At 62.8% G+C, this 25,617-nt stretch carries 23 protein-coding genes; 22 read left to right on the top strand and 1 reads right to left on the bottom strand.

All coding sequences use genetic code 11. The features are described from left to right. The 13 genes from FLG15_RS09815 to FLG15_RS09755 all read left to right on the top strand — a co-directional run bounded on the left by FLG15_RS09815 (nt 1) and on the right by FLG15_RS09755 (nt 11,996). On the top strand, nt 1-384 hold the full coding sequence (locus FLG15_RS09815; protein ID WP_016904817.1) for a response regulator: 384 nt from the start codon (nt 1-3) through the stop codon (nt 382-384). Next, entirely contained in the window at nt 377-1,861 is a 1,485-nt protein-coding gene (locus FLG15_RS09810) for a sigma-54 dependent transcriptional regulator (protein WP_057679125.1), read from the top strand. Before FLG15_RS09815 ends, FLG15_RS09810 begins: the two co-directional genes overlap by 8 nt. 117 nt (nt 1,862-1,978) lie before the next feature. Then, the gene (locus tag FLG15_RS09805; protein ID WP_057679126.1) at nt 1,979-3,088 is read left to right on the top strand and encodes a DegT/DnrJ/EryC1/StrS family aminotransferase; all 1,110 of its coding nucleotides are present in this window, start codon (nt 1,979-1,981) and stop codon (nt 3,086-3,088) included. A 64-nt stretch (nt 3,089-3,152) separates the two neighbouring features. Next, on the top strand, nt 3,153-3,377 hold the full coding sequence (locus tag FLG15_RS09800) for an acyl carrier protein (RefSeq protein WP_039575455.1): 225 nt from the start codon (nt 3,153-3,155) through the stop codon (nt 3,375-3,377). A gap of 5 nt (nt 3,378-3,382) precedes the next feature. Then, a complete protein-coding gene (locus FLG15_RS09795) occupies nt 3,383-4,423 on the top strand; it encodes a ketoacyl-ACP synthase III (RefSeq protein ID WP_057679127.1) in 1,041 nt (346 codons plus the stop codon). A 34-nt stretch (nt 4,424-4,457) separates the two neighbouring features. Next, on the top strand, nt 4,458-5,225 hold the full coding sequence (locus FLG15_RS09790) for an SDR family NAD(P)-dependent oxidoreductase (RefSeq protein ID WP_057679128.1): 768 nt from the start codon (nt 4,458-4,460) through the stop codon (nt 5,223-5,225). A 9-nt stretch (nt 5,226-5,234) separates the two neighbouring features. Further along, on the top strand, nt 5,235-5,882 hold the full coding sequence (locus FLG15_RS09785; RefSeq protein ID WP_057679129.1) for an acetyltransferase: 648 nt from the start codon (nt 5,235-5,237) through the stop codon (nt 5,880-5,882). Between the two features lie 37 nt (nt 5,883-5,919). Continuing rightward, complete coding sequence (locus tag FLG15_RS09780; RefSeq protein WP_057679130.1) at nt 5,920-7,050, top strand: aromatic ring-hydroxylating oxygenase subunit alpha; 1,131 nt, start codon at nt 5,920-5,922, stop codon at nt 7,048-7,050. Beyond that, nucleotides 7,047-7,664, top strand: a complete 618-nt coding sequence (locus FLG15_RS09775) for an LbetaH domain-containing protein (protein WP_057679131.1) — start codon at nt 7,047-7,049, stop codon at nt 7,662-7,664. Before FLG15_RS09780 ends, FLG15_RS09775 begins: the two co-directional genes overlap by 4 nt. Before the next feature lie 473 nt (nt 7,665-8,137). Further along, complete coding sequence (locus FLG15_RS09770; RefSeq protein WP_370512618.1) at nt 8,138-9,076, top strand: FkbM family methyltransferase; 939 nt, start codon at nt 8,138-8,140, stop codon at nt 9,074-9,076. Nucleotides 9,077-9,260: 184 nt separating this feature from the next. Beyond that, nucleotides 9,261-10,463: a WavE lipopolysaccharide synthesis family protein gene (locus tag FLG15_RS09765; protein WP_244665562.1), complete on the top strand. Its 1,203-nt coding sequence runs from the start codon at nt 9,261-9,263 to the stop codon at nt 10,461-10,463. Between the two features lie 43 nt (nt 10,464-10,506). After that, nucleotides 10,507-11,256, top strand: coding sequence for a 3-deoxy-manno-octulosonate cytidylyltransferase (locus FLG15_RS09760; RefSeq protein ID WP_150145974.1), 750 nt, complete (start codon nt 10,507-10,509; stop codon nt 11,254-11,256). A gap of 32 nt (nt 11,257-11,288) precedes the next feature. Continuing rightward, nucleotides 11,289-11,996 (top strand): FkbM family methyltransferase, encoded by a 708-nt coding sequence (locus FLG15_RS09755; RefSeq protein WP_240476618.1) that lies wholly within the window; start codon nt 11,289-11,291, stop codon nt 11,994-11,996. Between the two features lie 547 nt (nt 11,997-12,543). Here FLG15_RS09755 and FLG15_RS09750 read toward each other — a convergent pair. After that, nucleotides 12,544-13,449: a hypothetical protein gene (locus FLG15_RS09750; protein WP_150145971.1), complete on the bottom strand. Its 906-nt coding sequence runs from the start codon at nt 13,447-13,449 to the stop codon at nt 12,544-12,546. Between the two features lie 446 nt (nt 13,450-13,895). Here FLG15_RS09750 and FLG15_RS09745 point away from each other — a divergent pair, with 446 nt between their 5' ends. From FLG15_RS09745 to FLG15_RS09705, 9 genes are all read left to right on the top strand, one after another. After that, nucleotides 13,896-17,390: a glycosyltransferase gene (locus FLG15_RS09745; protein ID WP_057679905.1), complete on the top strand. Its 3,495-nt coding sequence runs from the start codon at nt 13,896-13,898 to the stop codon at nt 17,388-17,390. A 654-nt stretch (nt 17,391-18,044) separates the two neighbouring features. Further along, nucleotides 18,045-18,416 carry a flagellar hook-basal body complex protein FliE gene (gene fliE / locus FLG15_RS09740; protein ID WP_017159591.1) on the top strand — a complete coding sequence of 124 codons (372 nt, stop codon included), beginning with the start codon at nt 18,045-18,047 and terminating at the stop codon, nt 18,414-18,416. A gap of 13 nt (nt 18,417-18,429) precedes the next feature. Further along, nucleotides 18,430-20,154, top strand: a complete 1,725-nt coding sequence (gene fliF / locus FLG15_RS09735) for a flagellar basal-body MS-ring/collar protein FliF (protein WP_057677820.1) — start codon at nt 18,430-18,432, stop codon at nt 20,152-20,154. Between the two features lie 10 nt (nt 20,155-20,164). Then, nucleotides 20,165-21,154: a flagellar motor switch protein FliG gene (gene fliG / locus FLG15_RS09730; RefSeq protein WP_017158030.1), complete on the top strand. Its 990-nt coding sequence runs from the start codon at nt 20,165-20,167 to the stop codon at nt 21,152-21,154. Further along, the gene (locus tag FLG15_RS09725) at nt 21,151-21,771 is read left to right on the top strand and encodes a FliH/SctL family protein (RefSeq protein WP_011347268.1); all 621 of its coding nucleotides are present in this window, start codon (nt 21,151-21,153) and stop codon (nt 21,769-21,771) included. The genes fliG and FLG15_RS09725 overlap by 4 nt, the downstream gene beginning before the upstream one ends. Next, entirely contained in the window at nt 21,768-23,144 is a 1,377-nt protein-coding gene (locus tag FLG15_RS09720; protein ID WP_005918170.1) for a FliI/YscN family ATPase, read from the top strand. The genes FLG15_RS09725 and FLG15_RS09720 overlap by 4 nt, the downstream gene beginning before the upstream one ends. 3 nt (nt 23,145-23,147) lie before the next feature. Next, nucleotides 23,148-23,603, top strand: coding sequence for a flagellar export protein FliJ (fliJ, locus tag FLG15_RS09715; RefSeq protein WP_017158028.1), 456 nt, complete (start codon nt 23,148-23,150; stop codon nt 23,601-23,603). Beyond that, entirely contained in the window at nt 23,600-24,892 is a 1,293-nt protein-coding gene (locus FLG15_RS09710) for a flagellar hook-length control protein FliK (RefSeq protein ID WP_057687091.1), read from the top strand. The genes fliJ and FLG15_RS09710 overlap by 4 nt, the downstream gene beginning before the upstream one ends. A 166-nt stretch (nt 24,893-25,058) precedes the next feature. Next, the gene (locus FLG15_RS09705; protein ID WP_170922319.1) at nt 25,059-25,610 is read left to right on the top strand and encodes a flagellar basal body-associated FliL family protein; all 552 of its coding nucleotides are present in this window, start codon (nt 25,059-25,061) and stop codon (nt 25,608-25,610) included. The last annotated feature ends 7 nt before the right edge of the window (nt 25,611-25,617 follow it).

The following is a 25,617-nucleotide window of genomic DNA, read 5'->3' as shown; positions in this document are numbered from 1 at the left end:
ATGAGCAAACTCACCGTGCTGCTGGTCGACGACCACGAGGGCTTCATCAACGCTGCGATGCGTCATTTTCGCAAGGTCGAGTGGCTCGATATCGTGGGCAGCGCCGCCAATGGGCTGGAAGCGATCGAGCGCTCTGAGTCGCTGCGCCCCAATGTCGTGCTGATGGACCTGGCCATGCCGGAGATGGGCGGGCTGCAGGCCACGCGTCTGATCAAGACGCAGGACGATCCGCCGTATATTGTCATCGCGAGCCACTTCGATGATGCCGAGCATCGTGAACACGCTCTTCGCGCGGGTGCTGACAATTTTGTCAGCAAGCTGTCCTATATCCAGGAAGTCATGCCAATCCTGGAGGGCCTGACGGAAGGAGCCAGGAATGAGTGAGTCCCGCATTCTGTTGATCGACAGTGACGCCGTACGCGCCGAGCGCACGGTGTCGCTGCTCGAGTTCATGGACTTCAATCCCCGCTGGGTCACCGACGGCGCCGACATCAATCCTGGCCGTCACCGCCACGATGAGTGGATGGCGGTGATGGTGGGCTCGGCGCAGGACGCGGCACAGGCCGACAAATTCTTCGACTGGCTGGCCGATGCCAAGCTGCCGCCACCGGTGCTGCTGATGGAGGGCAGCCCGAGCGCGTTTGCGCAGACCCACGGCCTGCACGAAGCCAATGTGTGGGCCTTGGACACTCCCCTGCGTCATGCGCAGCTGGAAGCCTTGTTGCGCCGCGCAAGCCTCAAACGGCTCGACGCAGAGCATCAGGCCGGCGTGCAGCAAGACTCCGGCCCGACCGGCAACAGCGAGGCGGTGACCCGCCTGCGCCGGCTGATCGACCAAGTGGCTGCATTCGATACCACAGTGCTGGTCCTGGGCGAATCCGGGACCGGCAAGGAAGTGGTGGCGCGCGCCATCCACCAGCACTCGCCGCGGCGCGACGGGCCGTTCGTGGCGATCAACTGCGGCGCGATCCCGCCGGATCTGCTGGAAAGCGAACTGTTCGGCCACGAAAAAGGCGCCTTCACCGGTGCGCTGACCACCCGCAAGGGTCGCTTCGAGATGGCCGAGGGCGGCACGCTGCTGCTGGACGAAATCGGCGACATGAGTCTGCCGATGCAGGTCAAGCTGCTGCGCGTGCTGCAGGAGCGCAGCTTCGAGCGCGTTGGCGGCGGGCAGACCATCCGCTGCAACGTGCGCGTGATCGCCGCGACCCACCGCAATCTGGAATCGCGCATCAGCGATGGCCAGTTCCGCGAGGACCTGTTCTATCGCCTCAATGTGTTTCCGATCGAAATGCCGGCACTGCGCGAGCGTGTGGACGATCTGGCCATGCTGGTGCAGACCATTGCAGGCCAGCTGGCACGCACCGGTCGCGGCGAAGTGCGCTTTGCCGACGAGGCCCTGCAGGCGCTGCGCGGCTACGATTGGCCGGGCAATGTGCGCGAGCTGACCAACCTGGTCGAGCGCCTGGCGGTGCTGCATCCCGGCGGGCTGGTGCGGGTGCAGGATCTGCCGGCGCGTTATCGCGGCGATTTCGCTTCAGCCATTCCGGTCGAGCTGCCGCCGGAGCCGGAGTTGGTGACCGCACCGGTCGAGGTCAGCGCACTGCCGAGCAATGTGGTGACGCTGCAACCAAAGACTGCCGATGCCGAACCGTCCGCCACGTCCAGCCTGCCGGACGACGGCATCGATCTGCGTGGGCATATGGCCAACATCGAGTTGGCGTTGATCAACGAAGCATTGGAACGTACGCAGGGCGTGGTGGCGCATGCCGCTCAGCTGCTGGGCCTGCGCCGCACCACGTTGGTGGAGAAGCTGCGCAAGTACGGCATCGATCGCGAGCAGACCGAGCTGGCCAACTGAGCCAACACACGCCCAGGTTCCGCTCGCTGGCATAGCGCTTGCTTCAGCAGGATCACTCCGTTCGCAGCTGCCGGCTGCGACGGAATCCCGACATCCACCCGCACCAGCGAGGCATTGATGCCCATCCCCGTCACCAGTCCGCTGCTGCCGCCGCTGGAAGAGTTCCTGCCTTATCTAGAGCGGATCTGGACCAGTCGCATCGTCAGCAACGGCGGCGAGATGCACCATGCCCTCGAACGCGCGCTCTGCGATTACCTGGGCGTACCGCACCTGGCATTGCTGACCAACGGCACCACCGCGCTGATCACCGCGCTGCAGGCGCTGCGCATCACCGGTGAAGTGATCACCACACCCTATTCGTTCGTTGCCACTGCGCATTCGCTGTTATGGAAAAGCATCACCCCGGTGTTCGTGGACATCGACCCGGTGACGCTCAACATGGACCCTTCGAAGATCGAAGCGGCCATCACCCCGCAAACCACCGCGATCATGCCGGTGCACTGCTATGGCACTGCCTGCGACACCAGCGCGATCACGCGCATCGCCGACATCTACAACCTCAAGGTGATCTACGACGCGGCGCACGCGTTCGGCGTGCGCGACGATGGCGGATCGATCCTGCGCCATGGCGACCTGAGCGTGTTGAGCTTCCATGCGACCAAGGTCTTCAATACCTTCGAAGGCGGCGCGATTGTCTGTCCCGACGAAAGGACCTACCAGCGCATCGGGCACCTGAAGAACTTCGGCTTCGTCGACGAAACCACGGTGGTGGCACCGGGCATCAACGGCAAGATGAACGAAATCAGCGCGGCATTCGGCCTGCTGCAGCTCAAGCACATTGATGAGGCCATTGCGCAACGCAGCACCATCGATGCGCAGTACCGGCAACGATTGAGCGACATTCGCGGCATCCACTGCGTTGCACGGCTCGATCACTCCACGCCCAACTACGCGTACTTTCCGATCCTGGTGCAGGACGACTACCCGCTGTCGCGCGATGCGCTATACCAATTGATGCGCGAGCACGGCATCCTGGTGCGGCGCTACTTCTATCCGTTGATCAGCGACTTCCCGATGTATCGTGCCCTACCCTCGTCGGCGCCGGCATGGTTGCCGGTGGCGCGCTCAGTCGCCGCGCAGGTGCTGTGCCTGCCGATCTTTCCTGGCTTGAGCAGCGACCAGGTGGATACCATCGCCGATCTGATTGCTGGCCAACGGGCGACATGACCGTATCACGCTGCACCTGCATTTCAACCTCACATCTCTACAACAGGCAACCAGGCGAGCTCGCATGACCCAGGCAACATTTATCGAGAACTTCCTCTCCGCCACCGACTTTCAGGAACCGGTGGAGGTCACCATGGACACGGTGCTGTTGGAATTGCCGGAGTGGGATTCGCTGGCCGCGCTGGGCGTGATCGTCATGTTCGACATGGAGTACAGCAAGACCATCACCGGCGAAGATCTGTCTGCCGCCGTCACCGTGGGCGATCTCTACAAACTGACCGAGGCCTAAGCACCATGCCGACCTCCACGCTGCACAATGTTCGCTTTGCCGGCATGGCGACCTGCGTGCCGAAGCGGGTCGTGTCCAATCTCACCGATTGCCGGCCGCAGATCCGCTCCGAACGAGAGCGTCTGGTGCGCAACATCGGCATCGAGACACGCCGCATGGCGTCGGAGTGGCAGTGCTTTTCCGACCTGGCCTTCGATGCGACCGAAGTGCTGCTGGAGCGGCTGCAATGGAAGCGCGAGGAGATCGATGCATTGATCGTGGTGACCCAGTCACCGGATTACCCGATCCCAGCCACTGCCATCATCCTGCAGGACCGGCTGGGGCTGTCGCATGCCACCGTCGCATTCGACGTCAATCTGGGCTGCTCGGCCTACCCGTTCGGCATCAACCTGCTCGGTTCGATGATCGCCGCCGGCGGCGTCAAGAAGGGCCTGCTGCTGGTCGGCGACCGCAGCGCCAACCTGGAAGACCCGATCTTCTCCGACTCCGGCACCGCCACCGCGCTGGAATTCAGTGCTGACGCGCCGCCGATGTATTTCGACCTCAACAGCGATGGCAGCGGCTACAAAGCCATCATCCTGCCGGTGGGTGGGCATCGCGAGCCGGTCGGCATCCAGCACTTGGTGCCCTATCGAGAGGAGCCGGAAGGTGCGTGGAAGCGTGGCGTGGACCTGCAACTGGATGGCGTGGCAGTGCTGAGCTTTTCTACCCAACGCATTCCGCCTGCGGTACAGAAGCTGCTTGACTACACCGGCGCGTCTAAGGACGAGGTGGATTACTTCGTCTTCCACCAGGCCAACCGCATGATCAACGAGACCATCCGCAAGAAGCTTGGCCTGCCGGTGGAAAAGGTGCCCAGCACTCTGCGCGACTTCGGCAACACCAGCGGTGCCTCGTTGCCGGTCACGATGACTGCGCGGATCAACAAGGAACTCGAGTCAGGACCCAAGCGCGTGTTGCTGTGCGGCTTCGGCATCGGCCTTTCGTGGGGCAGCTGCCTGGTGGAGATCGAAGGTGCAGTCTTCCCCGATTTGATCGAATCTTGAGCTCTCCGGTCGCCGCTGCAGAAAACGAGATCCCGTGAACGACTCCCTATCCTTCAATCCTTTCAGCCTTGCCGATAAGCGCATCCTGGTCAGCGGCGCCAGCTCAGGGCTGGGCCGGGCGATCGCCCTGGGCTGCGCACGCATGGGCGGCGAGTTGATCGTCAGTGGACGCGATCCGCAACGCCTGGACGCCACCCTGGCTGATCTGCGGGCCATCAGCGAGCGGCCCCACCAGGCGCTGCGTGCTGACCTGACGGTGGCCACCGAGCGCGCTTCGCTCGTCGCCGCGCTTTCGGCGCCGCTGCATGGCGTGGTCCATAGCGCCGGCATCTCGCGGCTATGTCCAGCACGGATGGTCGGTGAGGCGCACCTGCGCGAGGTCCAGGCGACCAACGTCGATGCGCCCATTCTGCTGACCCAGGGTCTGCTCAAACGCAATCTGATCGCCGCCGATGGCGCCATCGTGTTCATCGCATCGATCGCCGCGCATATCGGTGTGGCAGGGGTAGGTGCCTATTCCGCTTCCAAGGCTGCGCTGATTGCTTACGCCCGCTGCCTGGCGATGGAAGTAGTCAAGCGACACATCCGCGTCAACTGCCTGTCGCCGGCGCTGGTCGATACCCCGTTGCTAGACGCCACTGCCCAGGTGGTGGGCTCGCTTGAGACCGAACGCAGCAATTATCCGCTTGGTTTCGGGCGACCCGACGACGTGGCCAATGCCGCCATCTTCCTGCTATCCGGTGCCAGCCGCTGGATCACCGGCACGAGCCTGGTGATGGACGGCGGCCTGACAATTAGCTGAGGAGCACGCATGAAGCAGATCGTCATCCTCGGAGCCGGCGGATTGGGACGCCAAGTGTTGGCACAACTGCAGGTGGACCATAGCCACGGCATCGACTGGGTCATTGCCGGCTTCTTGGACGAGCGTGGCCCAGACACTGTGCCAGCCGCGCTGTACTACCCCTGGCTGGGTCACCCGGCCGAGTTCGCTCCGCGTTCGGATCAATTGTTCGTTGCCGCGATCGGCGACCCGCTTTCACGCGAACGTCAGGTCACACCACTGGTGGCAGCGGGAGCCGAGTTCGTCTCGATCCGCACCCGCTGCAGCCTCGGCACACGCACCGTGTACGGGCCGACTTATTTCGGCTATGACGTGAACTGTGGCGTCGATTGTCGCATCGGCAGCTACGCCTTCATCGACCAGGAAGTGCTGCTGGGCCACGACGTGGTGGTCAGCGATTACGCACACATCGCGCCGCGCTGCGTGCTCGCCGGCCACGTCACCGTCGGCCATGGAGCGGTGATCAATTCCGGAGCCCTGATAGCACGAGGCATCACCATCGGCGAACGATCGGTAGTGGGCATGGGAGCTGTAGTGTTTCACGATGTCGCGCCGGGCCAGACTGTGGTCGGCAACCCGGCACGCGCGATCTTCAACAAACCGGTCTCCAGCTCATGAGCATGAGGACGCCAGACTGCCCGCGCCGGTGCGGCCGATGACGCGCCACGCGCTGGACGCGCGGCACTACACCAGCGAAAAGACCTTCGCGCTGGAACGCGAGCGCCTGTTCGGACAGCTATGGAACTTTGTTGGTTTCAGCACGATGGTGCGCGAGCGCAACCAATTCTTCACCCGCACGATCGCCGGTGTCCCGGTGCTGGTGCAGCGAACCAGCGCAGGTGTGCGTGCCTTCGTTAACCAATGTCCGCACCGGTTGTCGGCGATCCAGATCAGCGATGTCGGCCAGCGCCCGCTCGTGTGCCCCTACCACGCCTGGTCGTTTGGCCCGGAAGGCGAGCTGCGTGCCATGCCCAACGCCGAGCTCTATCGCTTCGATGAGCACGAACGTGCGGGCATCTGCCTGCGCAAATTGGCGCTGGAGGAAGTTGGCGGGTTGTTGTTCGTCAACCTTGCTGAGCAACCGTTGCCGCTGGAGACGCAGTTCACCGGTCCTTTCCTGCAGCAGTTGCGCGAAGCGTCCTCGCACCTGGACACGCAGGTGATCCATAGCCGGCACCGGGTTCACTACAACTGGAAGCTCAATATGGAGAACGTGAAGGACTACAACCATGTCCCATTCGTGCATCCGAAGACCTTCCTGCCTGCCCTGACGACACAGGTCAAATCGACAGGCACTGCCACAGATGCGCCATCGATCGTGAAGCAATTGATTCAACATGGCCAGGCGCCAGCACTGAGCACGCTCAGCTACCCGACGAAAGCGCCCCTGCAACCTTATGTATCGTGGTTCAACGCGCTGTGCGACACCTATGGCGCTGATCATATCTATTACAACTGGTTCATCTATCCGAACGTCAACTTCTGTAGCGTCCGCGGTGAGTACTTCTTGCTGCAGCAATACGAACCGGTGTCTCCAGGCGTGACCAACTACCACCTGTGGATGATGACCGCCCGTCGCAAGAGCGCGAGCACCGACTTTACCGCGCTGCTGAGTACGCTGATTCGCGGCGAACGAACCGTTATCGCCGAAGACACGCTGGTACTGGAACGCCTACAGCAGGGAATTGGGCCCTATTCCGGTTCGTTCATGCATGGTGACTACGAAGCGCATCTTGTGCAGCAGCATCTTTGGTATCGGGAAAACGTGCTGGGAGAGACTGCTTGAAAGCGCTGGTGTTGTTAGGCCATGGCGCGGCGCTCGCAAAAGCCCAAGCTACTGCGCAGGCCTGTAGCCTGGCACACACCACGCTCGAACTGCCGACCGCGGATCGCTACACCTTCGATCTGGGGGAATTGTTCGCCCGTTTTCCTGCGGCACAGACCGAAGTGTTCGTAGCGCTGGACGAGCGCGCGGTGAACTATGCCCGGCATAAGCTGCTCGCCGAGGTTAGATTGGCTGGCTATCGCACGATTAATCTGATTTCGCCGCAGACCATCATTGCTGATGGAGTGGAACTGATGGGCAATGTATACATCGGCCCAGGCTGCAATCTGGCACCGCGTAGCCGCATCGGTGCAGGTAGCTGGCTGGATCGCCAGATCATCGTCGAGGCGGATGTCCGCGTAGGCTCCAGTGTGACATTGCATGCCGGCGTACAACTAGGGCAAGGGGCGCAAATCGGACAGGGCAGCACCCTAGGCAGTGGCAGTGTGGCACCTCGCCAAGCACGCATCGGTCGGCGCTGTGAATGGCTGCTGCACTCCGTGTTGCCCGATGTACTGCCTGACCGATGTTTCTACGACTCCCTGATGCCGGACGGCGCGCGCATCCTTTACTAAAAAATGAAAAGCTCACTCCCTGCGCTTATCCCTAAAAGCATATCGCAGCCTCCATTTAATCGACTCTTAGATTTCCCGTCATCCAGACTGAGCTAATATTTATGTACCCATTTCTTTCCAAACAACAGCTTATTAGGGATGTCTTTGAACTACGTGATGCGCTTGCGCAACCACACGGAGTCTTCCCCGCCTTGCTCGATCGGGCGCCATCGGATTTCCTTAAAAAACAAAATTTTATTATTTGCGGATCGGTGTGCAGATCCGAGATTCGAGTACTGGCAAAATCAGCCAATGTTATTGCCATTGTTGACGACTTCCTGCGCTAGCGTCAAAGGCACATATTCGGAATCCCTGTCATCAGCTCGGATACTTGGGTCGAGCTGGCCGTAGGCCAGGCCGATGTGACATCTTGCATTCTGACTCCAGGCGGAACTGCTTTTCAGCACTTCACCAAGACAGCCAATCAATGGAACTTGCCAACACTACTTCCGTTGCAGTTTTTGCATTTATTGGAGAAATGCGGTGTCGACCATAGCGGGGAGACCGGCCGCTTTTTCTGGTACGGTTACGAATTCTTCAATGCCACCCTTAACAATGTTGATTACCTAATTGAATTTGCCAACGATCTTAATGATGAATATTCGCAAATTTCATGGCTGTGCATTCTGCTTTATAGACTGACACTAAATCCATTTTATCTTGAAGCATGTGCTGTCGGGCATGGAGCGGATAATTTCGACCTCAACTCATACTCCACCAACCGCCAATTTTTCAAGTTTAATGACGAAGAAGTTTATGTTGATGGTGGCGCCTTCAATGGCGACACCATCGAGGGCTTTTTGCGCGCATGCAAGGGGGATTTCAAAAGAATTCATTCTTTCGAACCATCCATTCACAACAATAATTTAATCCGCTCGCGCCTCAATTTAATACAGGATCAATACCTGAAACCGTTGGCGCCAGCTATCACTTTGCACGAGAAAGGGTTGTGGGACAGCAACACAACATTGAAATTCAACCCAGGGCAAATTGTTCCAGATTTCGAAATTCCCGGCCTTGTTCAAACCCAGTCTGCGCACCTAGTAGAATCCAACATCATCGGCCATATATATGAAAAATCGCGCGAAGAAGACGTGGCGATAACCGTTCCGGTCACAACTATTGACGAGGCTACGGAAAGGACGGCGACATTCATCAAATTAGAGATCGAAGGATCCGAGCTCAAGGCGTTACACGGCGCAAGGGAAACAATCGAGAAAAACCGCCCCAAAATAGCGATCTCAGCCTATCATAAGCCGGAGGATCTGTTAACACTAACGAAATTCGTTAAAGAAATAGAAAAGGATTATCAAATTGGCTTCCGGCAACACAACCGGTTATGCCCCGATGCGATGGTTCTATATTACTTCTAGACACATAATTAATATCCTTTATGGATCACAGCAATAAAATCACGCAATTTTATTGCGTAGGTAGCGATGGCATGGTCACGCCTTCTTAGCAAGCACACAAGGAAGCCCTTTTATGGCGTTAGCAATCGGCTCGATCGAGCGAGCCACCATCAAATATCCATGACTGAATCCGCGCAACACTAAGTTGATCGGTTGGGGTGCGGGACAGTTTTTTCGCGATTTCTATCCAGCGATTGCTCAGCAGTTGAATTTGCATTACACCATCTGCCCACGGCCTGAAAATCAGGGCACGACTGTCCATGGCCTTTCGGTCAGATCACCTTCGGCGCTGGAGGACGAATTGGTCGATGATGTGCTGATCGTCATCTTCTCCAATCACGCGGCGGAGGTAATGAACCAGATTGCAAAGGCACATGGCCGCTTCCGCACGGTGCGTGCCGTCGATTGCGACGAGAGCAGCATTGCACTGCTGCAAGAATTGCAGGATTTCTCGCGCTTGTTGCCCCAACTGCACCTGTCGCGCCAACTAACTAAGGCGGATACCGGAATCTTCGTGCAAGGACTCGCGTTCGACTTTACGCCCTTGGTGCTGGCCTGGAATCGCCTGCGTTTTCCTTGGACGTATCAGTGCATGGTGACCTGGGATCACCAACCAAGTGCGCTTCTGGACCGCTGCAGGCCCTGGCTGGATGAGCTGATCTTGGTGCCTCAGCCGGACAACCTGGGTCTGCAATACCGCAATGCGGTGCTGCGCTCCGCACGCCTGGGCGTGGAGCATCTGGCTGAGCAAGGTATCGACTTTGCGGTGCGTTGCCGTAGCGACAACGTGCTGACCGGCTCAACCCACGACGCAATCAATGTCCATTTTAGAGGCAAACGTAATCAAGGAAAGATCGCAATTTCTTTGGTAGGGGGGTGTCGAAACATCCCGTTCCATTTCACCGAGAAAACTATGCTTGGTAGGACGCAAGACATGCTGGCATTGTGGTCGATCCCAGAGGATCCGCGACCAGCAAATTATGCGGACGCCGAATTCTCTCCAATGAACGAACTTACACCCAATCGTCATTTTCAAGAAATAAGCCAATACACATTCGAATCCTTTTTGTGGGAGAACTACGCGCGCCGGCTTGGCTTCCCGTCAGAAACCCTGGTGGATAGCTATCGTTTTGCGCAGTCGAGACTGCTCGCGCTAGAGCCTCACCTGAGCTGGTCGTCGTTGAAGTTCACCCCTTTATTCAATGTGGCTCGTGACACTAGCTACGGTTTCTCGATGGACTTATGGAAGCGGCTATTTACCGACAGCGATGCAGTGCTGGAGGCTGCCGAGGCAGTCAGCCGGCTGAATCTTAACTCCACCGATTTTTGGCAAGGCAGAGTCGGCTGAGCCGCCCTCGCTGCTCAACGCCATCGGTTGCCAGGAGGCTTGTATGACTTACGCCATCATCATCCCCGCGCGGCGCGACTCTTCGCGACTGCCCGGAAAACCGTTGATCGAACTGGGCGACGTGCCCATGATCGTGCGCACCTATCAACAGTGCGCCAAGGCGGCGCCGGCCGAGCACATTCTGGTCGCCACCGATTGCGATGTGATTCAACGTACCTGCGCAAAGGCTGGCATCCGCACCTTGATGACCTCCAGTGACTGTCTGACCGGCACCGATCGTGTCGCCGAGGTCGCGCAGCAGCTCGATGTGGACAGCTACATCAATGTGCAAGGCGATGACCCGCTATTCAATCCGCAAGACGTGCGCTTGCTGATCGACGCTGCATTAGCGGCGCCGAATGATGTGATCAACGGTTACTGCCCGGTGACTAACATCGACGAGTTCCGTAATCCGAGCGTCCCCAAGGTGGTCGTGCGTCCGGACGGGCGTCTACTGTACATGTCGCGCGCGGCGATCCCGATCACCAAGCAAGGCGAATTCCGGCGCGCATGGCGGCAGGTCTGCGCGTATGCATTTCCGAAGCGGGCATTGCAAGCGTTTGCTTCTGTGACGTCCAAGACCACGCTGGAAGAGATCGAAGACATCGAGATCCTGCGTTTTCTGGAATTGGGCTTCGAGGTGCGTATGGTGCAGATGAGCAACCAATCGATCGCGGTAGATACCCCGGCTGATGTCGTGCGGGTGGAAGCGGCGCTGCGCATGATGCAGCTCAGCGAGCAGAACGCGCCATGACCCAGGATACAATGCCCCACACACAGCCCGGCATGCATTCGCCCATCTGTGGCACTTCCGATCTCAGAAATGAAGAGCATGCACAGACGTATTCGCCTCGCCGGTTCTTCGACCAATTACTGGCAACGGATGCACCGGTCGTGCTGGACGTGGGCGCGCATCGCGGCGAGTCGATCCGGTATTTCAAATCGATCTATCCGAATTCCCAGCTGTATTCGTTCGAGCCGGATCCGCAGAACTTTGCCGCGCTAGAAGACGTGGCCGCGCAATTTGGCAGCAAAGCCGTGTGCGTGGCGCTAGGCGAGAACGAAGAGATCAGTCCATACTACCGGCAAGGCATCTCGCACCTGGGTGGACTACTGCCGATCAACGCGGATTCCACCGACTCGCTTGGGTATGCGCGCCAAGCGTCGAATGAGCAGATTGCAGTCAGCAAGACCACCCTCGACAACGCATGCGCCGAACTGGGGATTTCCCATGTGCATATCCTAAAGATCGATGTGCAGGGGTTCGAGCGTCAAGTGCTCGAGGGCGCGACGGCGCTCCTGCGGCACACCGACTGCGCAGTGATCGAAATCGGACTGTACGACTTCTATGGCAGGACGACCAGCTTCGTCGAAGTCGTCAACTTAATGCACGCGGCCGGATTTTCGCTATGGGACATCGCCAAGCTGTCTAAGAACCCGAAGAGCTTGCGCACTGACTGGATCGAGGTGGTGTATCGCAAGGACTCCATATAGCTGCAAGATTCTCCATGGCAATGCGCGCAACGGAGTGCCGCCGCCGGGTCAGCTGCCTTCTGCACCAACGGCGCGCTTGTTGCATCTTCGGCTAGGCTGAGCACGCCCAGGTTCGCCACCCATCGGCGCAATGTGGAGCCTCCCCCCCTCTTTTCACTCTCCTGTCGCCGCGCGCCGTGGATGCACCTTTGACTGTTCAAGACGCTCAATAACCGCTGACTTCGAACGCCCTGGTTAGCTTCGTCATGCCGACCTTCAAGCTGCGCCATTTCGCGCAGGCGCTGGACAGCGTGCCTATGCAGCACTGCAGCTGGTGATCTTGATGCCAATGCCAATGGCGCCACTGAGGCGGTGCTGGAGTCCAAGTTGCTGGTAACGCCCTTCTCCGTTCGCTACCAGCAACCAGCCGAGCACTGGCTATTAGGGTTATATCGATTTCCAGAAGGAAGTATGAAAAATAGGCTGGCAGCGGATCAGCTTCGCAAATCACCGGGCTGAAGGAGCAATGCCGGCCCTCAGGAGTTAGTAGCTTTCATAAGATCCATTATCAAGAATAACTCCCGCCAGTATTCACGTATCCAGCCACATTTCCTGGAAAAGCACTCGGACCCTTCCCATTCACCCAGATCACACCATTTGCATTGATTCCATACCGCGCACCTGTGGCTGCTCCGGAAAACGTAAATGTTGCGTCACCACCATTTATACTACCCACGCGGCCAGCGTTAGCGAAGGCAGGCGTACTTATCAAGGTAACGGTGATGCTACGGAGAACGAGTTGACCGCCGTCGAATACCCCATAATGGCAAACACCACCTCCCGTGATACTGTAGTTGCCTGCGACGTAGCAGACGCCATTCCCTGTGACAACTATTTGGGAACCCGTCATCGCCGCGAACACATGCCCACCCTGGAAAGTACACGACGCCCTATAACTAATCACTATGTCGTTTGCTGTGGAACCTCCCCCAAAAGCGAAGCCAGAGATCTGAACTGTACTGCCAGCATCCACCACGAGCACCCACCCCGTGGTGTTGCGCCAAATAGCAGATGAGCTACCTACAAGCCGCACGACGCCACCTGTCACGTTGCCCATCGAAACATTTTCTACATAAGTCCCGTCTGCGACATTAATAGATACTGTATAGCCACATAGCGAATAGCGTGCTCTCACCACATTGACAGCACGCTGGATGGTCTGAAATGCCGTCGCAGCGCTTAATCCATCATTGGAATCGCTACCCGTGCTGGAAACGTACAAAGACAAATCCTGAGTCAAGGCAATTGCGTAAGTGACGTAGCTATTCGCGCTAGTACCCATCGCGAACCGACCTTCATCGCTGATGAAATACGGCTCGCTTGCAGCGAGTTCACCGGCTGTCGCAGCAGCATCAAACTGTGCGCGCGTCCCGCGCTTCACATAAATACTGGCGCCCGAGATTGCATCCGACATAACATGAAACTCCTTAAATAGTTAGTTCATAGCTACATTAATTTCTACATTAATTTAAGATTGCGTGAAAATTATTGGTGTGAATCTGGAACTTTTGAATCAACAATCCTTCCAGTGGCGGATATTGTCTTGACCTTGAACACTCCAGCAACGGCTAGCGGCCTCGTCAAATTAGCATTGGGATCGATCGATTTTTGAGAGCCAGCCCTCATTTGAAGGTCGGCATCGGAGCGGCCACTCGCGCACCCGCGCATTTCAGGCTTGGCTGAAGTCGGCCCCTCACGCCAGACAACCGAAATAGGCATGTTCCAAGTGGAAGCTCGCGCTCGCGACGATGCCTGTATACGTTTGGTTGCCGCAGCCCCGACAATGCTATGAATCCCAGTTCCCCAACCCTCGAACACGGTCCGCCCTGCATGACTTCCGCCACCTTGGTCAGCATCGTCATGCCGACCTACAAGCCGCGCTTCTTTGGGCAGGCGCTGGACAGCGTGCTGGCGCAGACCTACCCGGCGCTGGAGCTGGTGATCTGCGACGACAACGGCGATGGCGCCATCGAAGCGCTGTTGGCGTCCAGGCTGGCCGACGCCCCCTCCCCGATCCGCTACCACCGCAACCCGACGCGGCTGGGCGAGCTGGGCAGCACGCTGAAGGGCATCGGGCTGGCGCAGGGCGAGTACGTCAAGTTTCTGCACGACGACGATGTACTGGAGCCCGATTGCATTGCGCAGTTGGTGGAAGCGATCGAACGTAATCCGGGCACGGCGATGGCTAGCTCGCGGCGTCGGCGCATCGACGACGATGGCGTGCCATTGCCGGACATCCTGGCCACCAGCTTCCCGTTTGCCGAGGATGTGCTGATCGATGGGCCGGAGCTGGTGTCGTTCCTGTCCGACCACGCCATCAACTTCATCGGCGAGCCCAGCTGCGTGCTGTGCCGGCGCGCCGACCTGGTGGCATTGGGCGACACGCTGATGATGTTGAACGGCAAGCCGATCCACTGGGTCGGCGATCTGGCGATCTACGTCAAGCTGCTACGCCACGGCAACCTGGCGTTTCTGGCCAGCCCACTCACGCACTTCCGTGTCTCCAGCGCGCAGTTCAGCCAGGCCGGCCGCGATCAGGTCGGGGTCGGCGATCAGGGCCATGAGGACTTGCGCCAAGGCATCCGCCAGCTCGGTTGGCGGCGCGAGCACGGCGACAACCGGCAGGTGCGCGTGGCGCCGCTCAGCCCGCACAAGGCGCGGGTGTTCAAGTCGGTGGATCTGGTCAATGCGTTGATGCAAAGCGCCGGCATGGCCGAGCGCGTGTCGCCGGCGACCTGGCTGGGCGTGCGCCATCCGAGCACGGTGCAACGCGCATTGATCCAGGCGCGCCTGCAGGCGCATGCGGGCGGGCCACGCATCGCGGTGCTGCTGATCGACCGCCATGGCGATACCGCAGCTGTCGCTGCAACACGCGACAGCCTGGACGCGGTCGCGTGCTATCAACAGCATCAGACCTGGGTCATCAGCAGCACGCCGCAGCAGGTTGCCGCGCACGGCGAACGTGGCGTGCTGATCGACGCGCACGGCCTGGCAACAACGCTCAACCGGGTGATCGCCGCACAGGACGCCGTCGATTGGGTGCTGCTGGTCGAGGCCGGCAGCCTGTTCACTACCAGCGGCCTGATGATGCTGGCGCTGGAAATGCTGGCGTTACCCGACCACTGCCAGGCCGTCTATGCCGATGAAGTGATGGCGCTGGACAACGACCAGTTGGGGCTGGCGCTGCGGCCGGCGCTGTATCTGGACATGCTGTTGAGCGCACCGGCGACCCTTTCGCGGCACTGGGCGTTCCGTCACCGCACGCTGTTGGCCGATGGCGGCTTCCCCACCGGGCCCAGCGCGGCATTCGAACTGGATTACCAGCTCGGCCTGATCGAGCGTTACGGGTTGGCCTGCATCCGTCATCTCGCCGAACCGCTGTTGATGGCATCGGCCAGGCCGCAGCACGACGACGAAGACGAACGCCAGGCGATTGCGCGTCATCTTGCCGAACGCGGTTACGTGGACGCCGTGGTGCACAGTGCCGGTCCCGGCCGGCATGCGGTGGACTACCGCCATGCGCAGCAACCGCTGGTGAGCATTCTGGTGCTGGTCGATGGCCGGCTGCCGCAGGTACAGCGCTGCCTGGAAAGCATTCTTGCCAATACGAGCTACCCGCATTACGAGGTGTTGCTGCTGGATCGCGGCACCACCGAGCCGGATCTGCATGGCTGGCTGGGTGGCATCGAGACCCTGGGTATGCAACAGATTCGCGTGCTGCGCTTTGCCGCCGAACCACCGCGTGAGGCGGTGTGCAATGCCGCGGTGGAGCACGCACGCGGGGAGATGGTGTTGTGGCTGGCTGCAGGCGCGGCGGTGATGAAGGCCGATTGGCTGGAGCAATTGCTCAACCACGCGCTGCGCCCGGAGGTCGGCGCGGTTTCGGGCAAGCTGCTGCGCGGCGATGGCACCGTGCATCACGCCGGCATGCTGCTCGGCCTGGGGGCACCTGCAGCGCGCGCGTTCGAAGGTGCGGCATTCGACGAATCGGGCTATCTGCAGCGCCTGCAACTGGACCAAAACTACAGCGCGTTGAGTGGCGAATGCCTGATGCTGCCGCGCCAGCTGTTTGTGGACGCCGGCGGCTTTGCGCAGGAGCCGGCGCTGGCGCAATGGAGCGATGTCGACCTTTGCCTGCGCCTGCAGCAGGCCGGCTACCTCAATGTCTACGCGGCACGTGCGCAGCTACTGATCGACCCGCTGGACGCGCCCGCCGCCGCGCTGGACGAAGAAGCGATGTATGCGCGGTGGCTGCCGGTGATGGCCAACGACCCGGCCTACAACCCGGGCTTCTCGCTGGACCCCGGCGCCGGCTTCCAGCTGGCCGACCCGCGCGCCAGTTGGCGGCCGTTGCAGTCGTGGCGTCCGCTGCCGAGCGTGATCGCGCTGCCGGCCGACATCGAAGGCTGCGGCCACTACCGGGTGATCCAGCCACTGCGCGCCTTGCGCGAGGCCGGAATGGCCGAAGGGGTGTTGTTCAACGGCTATCTGGAGATCAGCGAGCTGGCGCGCCAGGATCCCGACGTGGTGATCCTGCAACGCCAGGTCGGCGAAGCGCGGCTGGAGGCGATGCGGCGGATGAAGGCGTTGTCGCGCGCCTTCAAGGTCTACGAGCTGGACGACTACCTGCCCAATCTGCCACTGAAGAACGCCCACCGCGAGCATATGCCCAAGGACATCCTCAAGACCTTGCGGCGCGGGCTGGGCATGGTGGACCGCTTCGTGGTCTCCACCCCTGCCCTGGCCGAGGCGTTCGCAGGGCTGCACAGCGATATTCGCGTGGCCGAAAATCGCCTGCCGCCGCATTGGTGGGAACAGCTGCCCGTGCAGGCCGAACGCCAGGGTGGCAAGCCGCGGATCGGCTGGGCTGGCGGCGCCAGCCATACCGGCGACCTGGAGCTGATTGCCGATGTGGTGAAGGAGCTGGCTGACGAAGTGGAATGGGTGTTCTTGGGGATGTACCCGTTCGCGCTGCGCCAGCATATCCACCAGTTCCAGCCGGGCGTGCCGATCGACCAGTACCCGGCCGCGCTGGCGGCGCTGGACCTGGATCTGGCGCTGGCGCCGGTGGAGCAAAACCTGTTCAACGAATGCAAGAGCAATCTGCGGCTGTTGGAGTACGGCGCCTGTGGTTATCCAGTGATCGCCAGCGATGTACGTTGTTACCAGGGCAGCCTGCCGGTGACGCTGGTGAAGAACCGCTACCGCGACTGGATCGGCGCCATCCGCGAGCACCTGGCCGACCTGGGCGCAGCGCGCGCGCAAGGCGCAGCGTTGCGCGAGGCAGTGCGCCGCGACTGGATGTTGAGCGGTAGCAACCTGGACACCTGGCGAGCCGCGTGGTTGCCGGACTGATGCGGATGCGCTGCTTCAGCTGACCACCCACCGGGTTGCCCTCATCCGGCGCTGCGCGCCACCTTCTCCCGCAGGCGGGAGAAGGACAGTCTGGGTGCTTTGATCTGACGGTGGCACTGCAAACTGGCGGTCGCACTGCAATTGGCGGCCTTCTGGCTCCCTTCTCCCGCTTGCGGGGGAAGGTGCCCGAAGGGCGGATGGGGGCGCGCGCCAGTCCTTCGCCCGCGGGTTGCCATGCCTGCAGCGCGTGGCACCGACGGTCGTGCCCTTATCCGGCGCTGCGCGCCACCTTCTCCCGCAGGCGGGAGAAGGACAGCCTGGGTGCGTTTGATCTGGCGATTGCACTGCAAACTGGCGGTCGCACTGCAATCTGTCGGTCGCACTGCAATTGGCGGCCTTCTGTTCCCTTCTCCCGCTTGCGGGGGAAGGTGCCCGAAGGGCGGATGGGCGCGCGCGCCAGTCCTTCGCCCGCGGGTTGCCATGCCTGCAGCGCGTGGCACCGACGGTCGTGCCCTCATCCGGCGCTGCGCGCCACCTTCTCCCGTAGGCGGGAGAAGGACAGTCTGGGTGCTTTGATACAGCGCGCCGGAATCCCGGCGCCATTTCGGCACGCCGCTTGCATTGGTGTCACTGCCTCCCTGGCTGACCGCACCCATGAGCGACTCCGTTACCTCCATCCTCTCGCAGATCCGCAGCTACCAGACGCAGATGGGCCAAGGCTCGATGGGCGCGGTGGGCGATGCGGCGCGTGGCAACCAGATCCAGGGGCTGGCCGGCGCACAGGGAACACCGGCGACCCAGGCACCGAGCTTCAGCGAGACCTTGCGCGGCGCCATCGGCGGCGTCAACGAGGCCCAGCAGAAAGCCGGCGCGCTGTCCAAGGCATTCGAAATGGGCGACCCCAATGCCGATCTGGCACGGGTCATGGTCGCCTCCCAGCAGTCCCAGGTGGCCTTCCGCGCCACCGTGGAAGTCCGCAACCGTCTCGTCCAGGCTTACCAGGACGTCATGAACATGCCGCTGTAAAGGTTGACGACACATGGCACTCGCGATCAGCAAAGAAAACATGAACCAGAACGCCGAAAAGGCGGGGCAATGGTTCGACCGTGTCCGCAGCCTGCAGATCACCCGCAAGCTGACCATGATGGCGATGATCGCCCTGGCGGTCGCAGCCGGTCTGGCAGTGTTCTTCTGGTCGCAGAAGCCCGGCTATCAATCGCTGTACACCGGCCTGGATGAAAAGGGCAATGCCGAAGCGGCCGACCTGCTGCGCACCGCGCAGATCCCCTACAAGATCGACCAGGGCACCGGCGCCATTTCGGTGCCGCAGGACCGTCTGTACGACGCCCGCCTCAAGCTGGCCGGCTCCGGCCTGACCGGCAAGGAAACCGGCGGCGGCTTCGAGCTGATGGAAAAGGACCCGGGCTTTGGCGTCAGCCAGTTCGTGGAAAGCGCCCGCTACCAGCACGCGCTGGAAACCGAACTCTCGCGCACCATCGGCACCCTGCGCCCGGTGCGCGAGGCGCGTGTGCACCTGGCCATTCCCAAGCCCAGCGCCTTCACCCGCCAGCGCGATGTGGCCAGCGCCTCGGTGGTGCTGGAACTGCGCGGCGGCCAGGGCCTGGAGCGCAACCAGGTCGATGCCATCGTCAATCTGGTGGCGTCCAGCATTCCGGACATGACCCCCGAACGCGTCACCGTGGTCGACCAGAGCGGGCGCATGCTCTCCATCGCCGACCCGAACAGCGACGCGGCGCAGCACGCCGCCCAGTTCGAACAGGTGCGCCGCCAGGAGAGCTCCTACAACCAGCGCATCCGCGAACTGCTCGAGCCGATGACCGGCCCGGGCCGGGTCAATCCGGAAACCAGCGTGGACATGGATTTCTCGGTGGTCGAAGAAGCCCGCGAGCTCTACAACGGCGAGCCGGCCAAGCTGCGCAGCGAGCAGGTCAGCGACACCAGCACCAGCGCCACCGGCCCGCAGGGCCCTCCGGGCGCCACCAGCAATAGCCCCGGCCAGCCGCCGGCACCGGCCGTGGCCGGCGCGCCGGGCACCCCGGCCGCCGCCAATGGTCAGGCCGCCGCACCGGCCACGCCGACCGAAAGTTCCAAGAGCGCCACCCGGAACTACGAATTGGACCGAACCTTGCAACACACCCGCCAGCCGGCCGGTCGCATCAAGCGCGTCTCGGTGGCGGTGCTGCTGGACAACGTCCCGCGCCCGGGCGCCAAGGGCAAGATGGTCGAACAGCCGCTCACCGCTGCCGAGCTCACCCGTATCGAAGGCCTGGTCAAGCAGGCAGTGGGTTTCGACGCGGCACGCGGCGACACGGTGTCGGTGATGAATGCCCCGTTCGTGCGCGAAGCGGTGGCGGGCGAGGAAGGCCCGAAGTGGTGGGAAGACCCGCGCGTGCAGAACGGTCTGCGCCTGCTGGTCGGTGCGGTGGTGGTGCTGGCGCTGCTGTTCGGCGTGGTGCGCCCCACCCTGCGTCAACTCACCGGCGTGACCGCGGTCAAGGACAAGCAAGGCAAGGCTGGCAAGGATGGCACTCCACAGAGCGCCGACGTGCGGATGGTCGAGGACGATGACGACCTGATGCCCCGCCTGGAAGAAGACACCGCGCAGATCGGTCAGGACAAGAAGACCCCGATCGCTCTGCCAGACGCCTACGAAGAGCGCATGCGCCTGGCGCGCGAGGCAGTCAAAGCCGATTCAAAACGTGTCGCACAAGTCGTGAAGGGATGGGTCGCCAGTGAAGCCTGATACACAACCGATGACCGGAGTACAGCGCGCCGCGGTGCTGTTGCTGTCGCTGGGCGAAAGCGACGCCGCCGAAGTGCTCAAGCACATGGACCCCAAGGAGGTGCAGAAGATCGGCATCGCCATGGCCACCATGACCGGCATCTCGCGCGACCAGGTCGAAAAGGTGATGGACGAGTTCAACGGCGAACTGGCGGGCAAGACTTCGCTGGGCGTGGGCGCCGACGACTACATCCGCAACGTGCTGATCCAGGCGCTGGGCGCCGACAAGGCCGGTGGGCTGATCGACCGCATCCTGCTGGGCCGCAACACCACCGGCCTGGATACGTTGAAGTGGATGGACCCGCGCGCGGTCGCCGACCTGGTGCGCAACGAACACCCGCAGATCATCGCCATCGTCATGGCGCATCTGGACAGCGACCAGGCCGCCGAGGCGCTGAAGCTGCTGCCCGAGCGCACCCGCGCCGACGTGCTGCTGCGCATCGCCACCCTGGACGGCATTCCGCCGAACGCGCTGAGCGAGCTCAACGACATCATGGAGCGTCAATTTGCCGGCAACCAGAACCTGAAGTCGTCCAACGTGGGCGGCATCAAGGTGGCGGCCAACATCCTCAACTTCCTGGACACCGGCTCCGACCAGGGCGTGCTGGGCGAGATCGGCAAGATCGATGCCGACCTGGCCGGCAAGATCCAGGACCTGATGTTCGTGTTCGACAACCTGGTGGACCTGGACGACCGCGGCCTGCAGACGCTGCTGCGCGAAGTCTCCGGCGAGCGACTGGGCCTGGCCCTGCGCGGCGCCGACGTCAAGGTGCGCGAAAAGATCACCCGCAACATGTCCCAGCGCGCGGCCGAAATCCTGCTCGAGGACATGGAAGCGCGCGGCCCGGTGCGCCTTGCCGACGTGGAAGCGGCGCAGAAGGAAATCCTCACCATCGTCCGCCGCCTGGCTGACGAAGGCGCCATCAGCCTGGGCGGCGCCGGTGCGGAGGCCATGGTATGAACGAGGTGGTCACCCGCTGGCTGGCCCCGGACCTGCAGCTTGTCCCGGCCCTGCCCGAACCGGACTACGAAGAACCGGCCATGCTCGAGCCGGTGCTGCGCCCGCCGACCCTGGAAGAGATCCAGGCCATCGAAGACGCTGCCCAGCACGAAGGTTTCGCGCGCGGGCATGCCGAAGGCTTCGCCCAGGGCCAGTCGGAAGTGCGTCGGCTCACCGCGCAGATCGACGGCATCCTGGACAACTTCACCCGCCCGCTGGCGCGGCTGGAAAACGAAGTGGTCGGTGCGCTCGGCGAATTGGCCGTGCGCATCGCCGGCCAGCTGGTCGGCCGTGCCTACCAGGCCGACCCGCAGCTGCTGGCCGACCTGGTCGGCGAGGCGGTCGATGCGGTGGGCGGCGCCGGCCGCGAAGTCGAAGTGCGCCTGCATCCGGACGACATCACCGCGCTGCTGCCGCATCTGGCGCCCAGCAGTACCACCCGCGTGGCCCCGGACATGAGCCTGAGCCGCGGCGACCTGCGTGTGCACGCCGAAAGCGTGCGCATCGACGGCACCCTGGACGCGCGCCTGCGGGCTGCGCTGGAGACGGTCATGCGCAAATCCGGAGCGGGCCTGTGAGCGCCCTGTTCGGTGCCACCCCGGCCGATTGGCTGGATGCACGCAATCTGCGCCTGGCTACCCGCCTGGGCACGCTGGGTCTGGAACCCACCGCCGGCCGCACCCTGATCCGCGAAGGCATCCTGCGCCGCGCGGTCGGCCTGACCCTGGAAGCCACCGGCTGCGAAGCGCCAATGGGCGCGACCTGCAAGGTCGAGGTCGATGGCGGCTGGGTCGACGCCGAAGTGGTCGGCTTCGCCGGCGAACGCACCTACCTGATGCCCAGCGCCGAACTGCATGGCCTGTTGCCGAATGCGCGGGTGGTGCCTTCGCGGCGCCGCGGCGGCGTGGAAGTGGGCGAAGGCCTGCTCGGCCGCGTCATCGACAGCGACGGCACCCCGCTGGACGGCAAGGGCCCGATCCGCGCCGAAGGCAGCATCGGCATGGCCGGCGTGTCGATCAACCCGCTGGCGCGCGAACCCATCACCACCTCGCTGGACGTCGGCGTGCGCGCCATCAACGCCATGCTGCCGATCGGCCGCGGCCAGCGCGTGGGCCTGTTCGCAGGCTCCGGCGTCGGCAAGTCGACCCTGCTGGGCATGATGACCCGCTTCACCTCGGCCGACGTCATCGTGGTCGGGCTGATCGGCGAACGTGGCCGCGAAGTGCGCGATTTCGTCGAAACCACCCTGGGCGAAGAAGGCCTGCGCCGCGCCGTGGTGGTGGCCGCACCGGCCGACCGCCCGCCGCTGGCACGCCTGCATGGCGCCTACCGCGCCACCGCCATTGCCGAATGGTTCCGCGACCAGGGCTTGAACGTATTGCTGCTGATGGACTCGCTGACCCGCTTTGCGCAGGCGCAGCGCGAGATCGGCCTGTCGGTCGGCGAGCCGCCGACCACCCGCGGCTACCCGCCGTCGGTGTTCGCCAAATTGCCGGCGCTGGTGGAGCGTGCCGGCAACGGCGCCAAGGGCCGCGGCTCGATCACCGCCTTCTACACCGTGCTGACCGAAGGCGACGACCCGCAGGACCCGATTGCCGACGCCGCCCGCGCCATCCTGGACGGCCACATCCTGCTCTCGCGCCGGGTCGCCGACAGCGGCCTGTATCCGGCCATCGACCTGGAATCCTCGGTCAGCCGCGTGGTGCAGGACATCGCCGACGACACCTGGCGCCTGCGCATCCGCAAGCTCAAGCGGCTGCTGTCGGCCTACACCGCCAACCGCGACCTGATCGCCATCGGCGCCTACCAGCGCGGCAGCGACCCGGCCACCGACGAGGCGCTGGCACGCTGGCCGGAAATCGTCGAATTCCTCGGCCAGGACGTGCACAAGGCCTCGCTGCTGAGCGACAGCCTGTCCGCCCTGCAACAACTGGTCGAACCCGAGAACTAATCCATGATGCAGTCCAAACGGATCGACCCACTGCTGCGCCGCGCGCAGGAACAGGAAGACAAGGTCGCCCGCGACCTGGCCGAGCGCCAGCGCGTCCTGGAGACCCACCAGTCGCGCCTGGAAGAATTGCGCCGCTACGCCGAGGAATACGCCAACAGCCAGATGGCCGGCACTAGCGCCGTGGCGCTGAGCAACCGCCGCGCCTTCCTGGACCGCCTGGACAGCGCCGTGCTGCAGCAGGCGCAGACCGTGCAAAGCAACATCGCCAAGGTCGAAGCCGAACGCACCCGGCTGCTGCTGGCCAGCCGCGAGAAGCAGGTGCTGGAGCAATTGGCCGCCAGCTACCGTGCCCAGGAAAACAAAGTGATCGAACGCCGCGACCAGCGTGAGATGGACGACCTCGGCGCGCGTCGTGCGCGCCTGGCCCGCAGCCAAGACACCCACGGAGAATCCGCATGAACCCCTTGTCCGCCTTCGCCGCCGGCCTTGGTGCGCTTGCCGGCACTGGCAAGAAATCCAGCTACAGCGACCCCTCCTCCGAACCGGACGCGGGCCAGGACCAGTTTGCGCGCATGCTCAATCCGGCCAACACGCCGAACCAGGCCCCGCCGCAGGCACCCGAGCGCGTGCCTGCCAAGCAGGCCGCGCCCAAGCCCAACCAGTCCGACAGGAACCGCAGCGACGAGGACGCCCACGACGACGCGGCCGGCGATGCCACTGCCCGGCCGCGGGCGCAGGACGGCGATGCCAAGCAGGCCAAGCCAAGTACCGCCAAGGACGCGGCAACCACCGACAAGAGCACAGCGGCCACTGCCGGCAAGACGGGCACCCCCGCCAAGGCCGCCGCGAGCAGTGAAGAGGCGCCCGCAGAAACGACCACCGCAACCGATGCCGGCTGGCCGCCGGCTGGCCTGGGTGGCTTCGGCATGGGCCTGCTGGCGCAGGCGCTGCCGGGCGGCGACGTGCTGGCAGCCGCAGCAGCGGCGCTGACGGCCAGCATGGCCGGCGCAGCCACTGCCGCGGGCACGGCTACCGCAACGCCTACCGATGCAACCGCAGCCGCCGCCACTGCCAACGCGGGCACCACCCTGCCCGCGTTGGGAGCGCTGGTGCCGGCCGCCGCCGCAGGCGCCAAACCCACCTCGACCACCGCCGTAAGCGGCGATGCGCAGACCGCCGCGTTGATGAGCATGGCCGCCAAGGCGCTGGAACCGGCCGCCGACGACAGCGCCGCCGCGGCAGCGCCGGACGCCCCGGCGTTCGTGCTGCCGACCACCACTGCGCCGGCACTCTCCCGCCTGCAGGACCCCGCCCCGATCTTCAGCGCCTCGCCCACCCCCACTCCGGAGCTGGGCAGCGACACGTTCGACGACGCCATCGGTGCGCGCATGAGCTGGCTGGCCGACCAGAAGATCGGCCATGCCCACATCAAGGTGACCCCGAACGAGATGGGCCCGGTCGAGGTGCGCCTGCATCTGGAGGGCGACAAGGTCAACGCCAGCTTCACCGCCGCCAATGCCGACACCCGCCAGGCACTGGAACAGAGCCTGCCGCGGCTGCGCGAAATGCTCGGCCAGAACGGCTTCCAGCTTGGCCAGGCCGATGTCGGCCAGCAACAGCGCAACTCCTCGGGCAATCGCAATGGCGGCAACGACAGCGGCAACGGCCTGACCCTGGACGACGCTCCGCCCGTCGGAATTCCGTCGGTGGTGTTACGCCAGCGTGGATTGCTGGACGCCTACGCCTGAGACGACCCGCCGGCACACCCCGGCACCGCTGATCCTCGCCCCCCGGCCGGGGGCCGATGACGCCCCTTCCACCCCTGCAGCGCAAGGCCTGCGGGGGTTTTTTGGTTCTCACGCAGCCCGCGCCAGGAAACCGACGCGGTTTTGGCATGCCAGTTGCATCGACAGGGTGAGCATTCCCCTGGAGCAGAACGTGGCAGCGGCTGAAAAATCCAAGAAGACCGACGACAAAGACGACAAGGGCGAGAAGAAGAAGGGCGGCAAGAAGCCCATCCTGCTCATCGCCATCGGCGTGGTGGTGCTGGCCGCCGCTGGCGGCGGCGCCTGGTTCTTCCTGGGCCACACGGGCGAGGAAAAGGGCGGCAAGCACGACGCCCCCAAGGTGGCCGAAGTGCCCAAGCCGGCGCAGTACTTCCCGATGGACCCGGCGATCGTGGTCAACCTGGCCGACCCCGGCGATGGCCCGCAGTACCTGCAGGTCGAAGTGCAGCTGGTCACCCGCGACCCCGAAGAGCTCAAGCTCATCACCGAGAACGCGCCGGCCATCCGCGCGCACCTGTTGATGCTGCTGTCGCAGGTCAAGGCCACCGACGTGGCCGACCTGGCCGGCAAGCAGAAGCTGCAGAAGTCCGCCCTGGCCGAAGCGCAGAAGGTCATGACCAGCGAGACCGGCAAGAAGTGCGTCGAAGAATTGCTGTTCACCAGTTTCGTGACCCAGTAAGGCCTGC

Origin of the sequence: Xanthomonas phaseoli pv. dieffenbachiae (genome assembly GCF_008639345.1) — a bacterium.
Lineage (GTDB): Bacteria > Pseudomonadota > Gammaproteobacteria > Xanthomonadales > Xanthomonadaceae > Xanthomonas > Xanthomonas phaseoli.
This window is presented reverse-complemented; position numbering and strand designations above follow the sequence as displayed.

What these genes read in the sequence shown, in the direction of transcription:
- FLG15_RS09815 (WP_016904817.1), top strand. Translation starts at nt 1, where the DNA reads ATGAGCAAACTCACCGTGCTGCTGGTCGACGACCACGAGGGCTTCATC.
- FLG15_RS09810 (WP_057679125.1), top strand. Translation starts at nt 377, where the DNA reads ATGAGTGAGTCCCGCATTCTGTTGATCGACAGTGACGCCGTACGCGCC.
- FLG15_RS09805 (WP_057679126.1), top strand. Translation starts at nt 1,979, where the DNA reads ATGCCCATCCCCGTCACCAGTCCGCTGCTGCCGCCGCTGGAAGAGTTC.
- FLG15_RS09800 (WP_039575455.1), top strand. Translation starts at nt 3,153, where the DNA reads ATGACCCAGGCAACATTTATCGAGAACTTCCTCTCCGCCACCGACTTT.
- FLG15_RS09795 (WP_057679127.1), top strand. Translation starts at nt 3,383, where the DNA reads ATGCCGACCTCCACGCTGCACAATGTTCGCTTTGCCGGCATGGCGACC.
- FLG15_RS09785 (WP_057679129.1), top strand. Translation starts at nt 5,235, where the DNA reads ATGAAGCAGATCGTCATCCTCGGAGCCGGCGGATTGGGACGCCAAGTG.
- FLG15_RS09780 (WP_057679130.1), top strand. Translation starts at nt 5,920, where the DNA reads ATGACGCGCCACGCGCTGGACGCGCGGCACTACACCAGCGAAAAGACC.
- FLG15_RS09760 (WP_150145974.1), top strand. Translation starts at nt 10,507, where the DNA reads ATGACTTACGCCATCATCATCCCCGCGCGGCGCGACTCTTCGCGACTG.
- FLG15_RS09755 (WP_240476618.1), top strand. Translation starts at nt 11,289, where the DNA reads ATGCATTCGCCCATCTGTGGCACTTCCGATCTCAGAAATGAAGAGCAT.
- FLG15_RS09750 (WP_150145971.1), bottom strand. Translation starts at nt 13,449, where the DNA reads ATGTCGGATGCAATCTCGGGCGCCAGTATTTATGTGAAGCGCGGGACG.
- FLG15_RS09745 (WP_057679905.1), top strand. Translation starts at nt 13,896, where the DNA reads ATGCCGACCTACAAGCCGCGCTTCTTTGGGCAGGCGCTGGACAGCGTG.
- fliE (WP_017159591.1), top strand. Translation starts at nt 18,045, where the DNA reads ATGAGCGACTCCGTTACCTCCATCCTCTCGCAGATCCGCAGCTACCAG.
- fliF (WP_057677820.1), top strand. Translation starts at nt 18,430, where the DNA reads ATGGCACTCGCGATCAGCAAAGAAAACATGAACCAGAACGCCGAAAAG.
- fliG (WP_017158030.1), top strand. Translation starts at nt 20,165, where the DNA reads ATGACCGGAGTACAGCGCGCCGCGGTGCTGTTGCTGTCGCTGGGCGAA.
- FLG15_RS09725 (WP_011347268.1), top strand. Translation starts at nt 21,151, where the DNA reads ATGAACGAGGTGGTCACCCGCTGGCTGGCCCCGGACCTGCAGCTTGTC.
- fliJ (WP_017158028.1), top strand. Translation starts at nt 23,148, where the DNA reads ATGATGCAGTCCAAACGGATCGACCCACTGCTGCGCCGCGCGCAGGAA.
- FLG15_RS09710 (WP_057687091.1), top strand. Translation starts at nt 23,600, where the DNA reads ATGAACCCCTTGTCCGCCTTCGCCGCCGGCCTTGGTGCGCTTGCCGGC.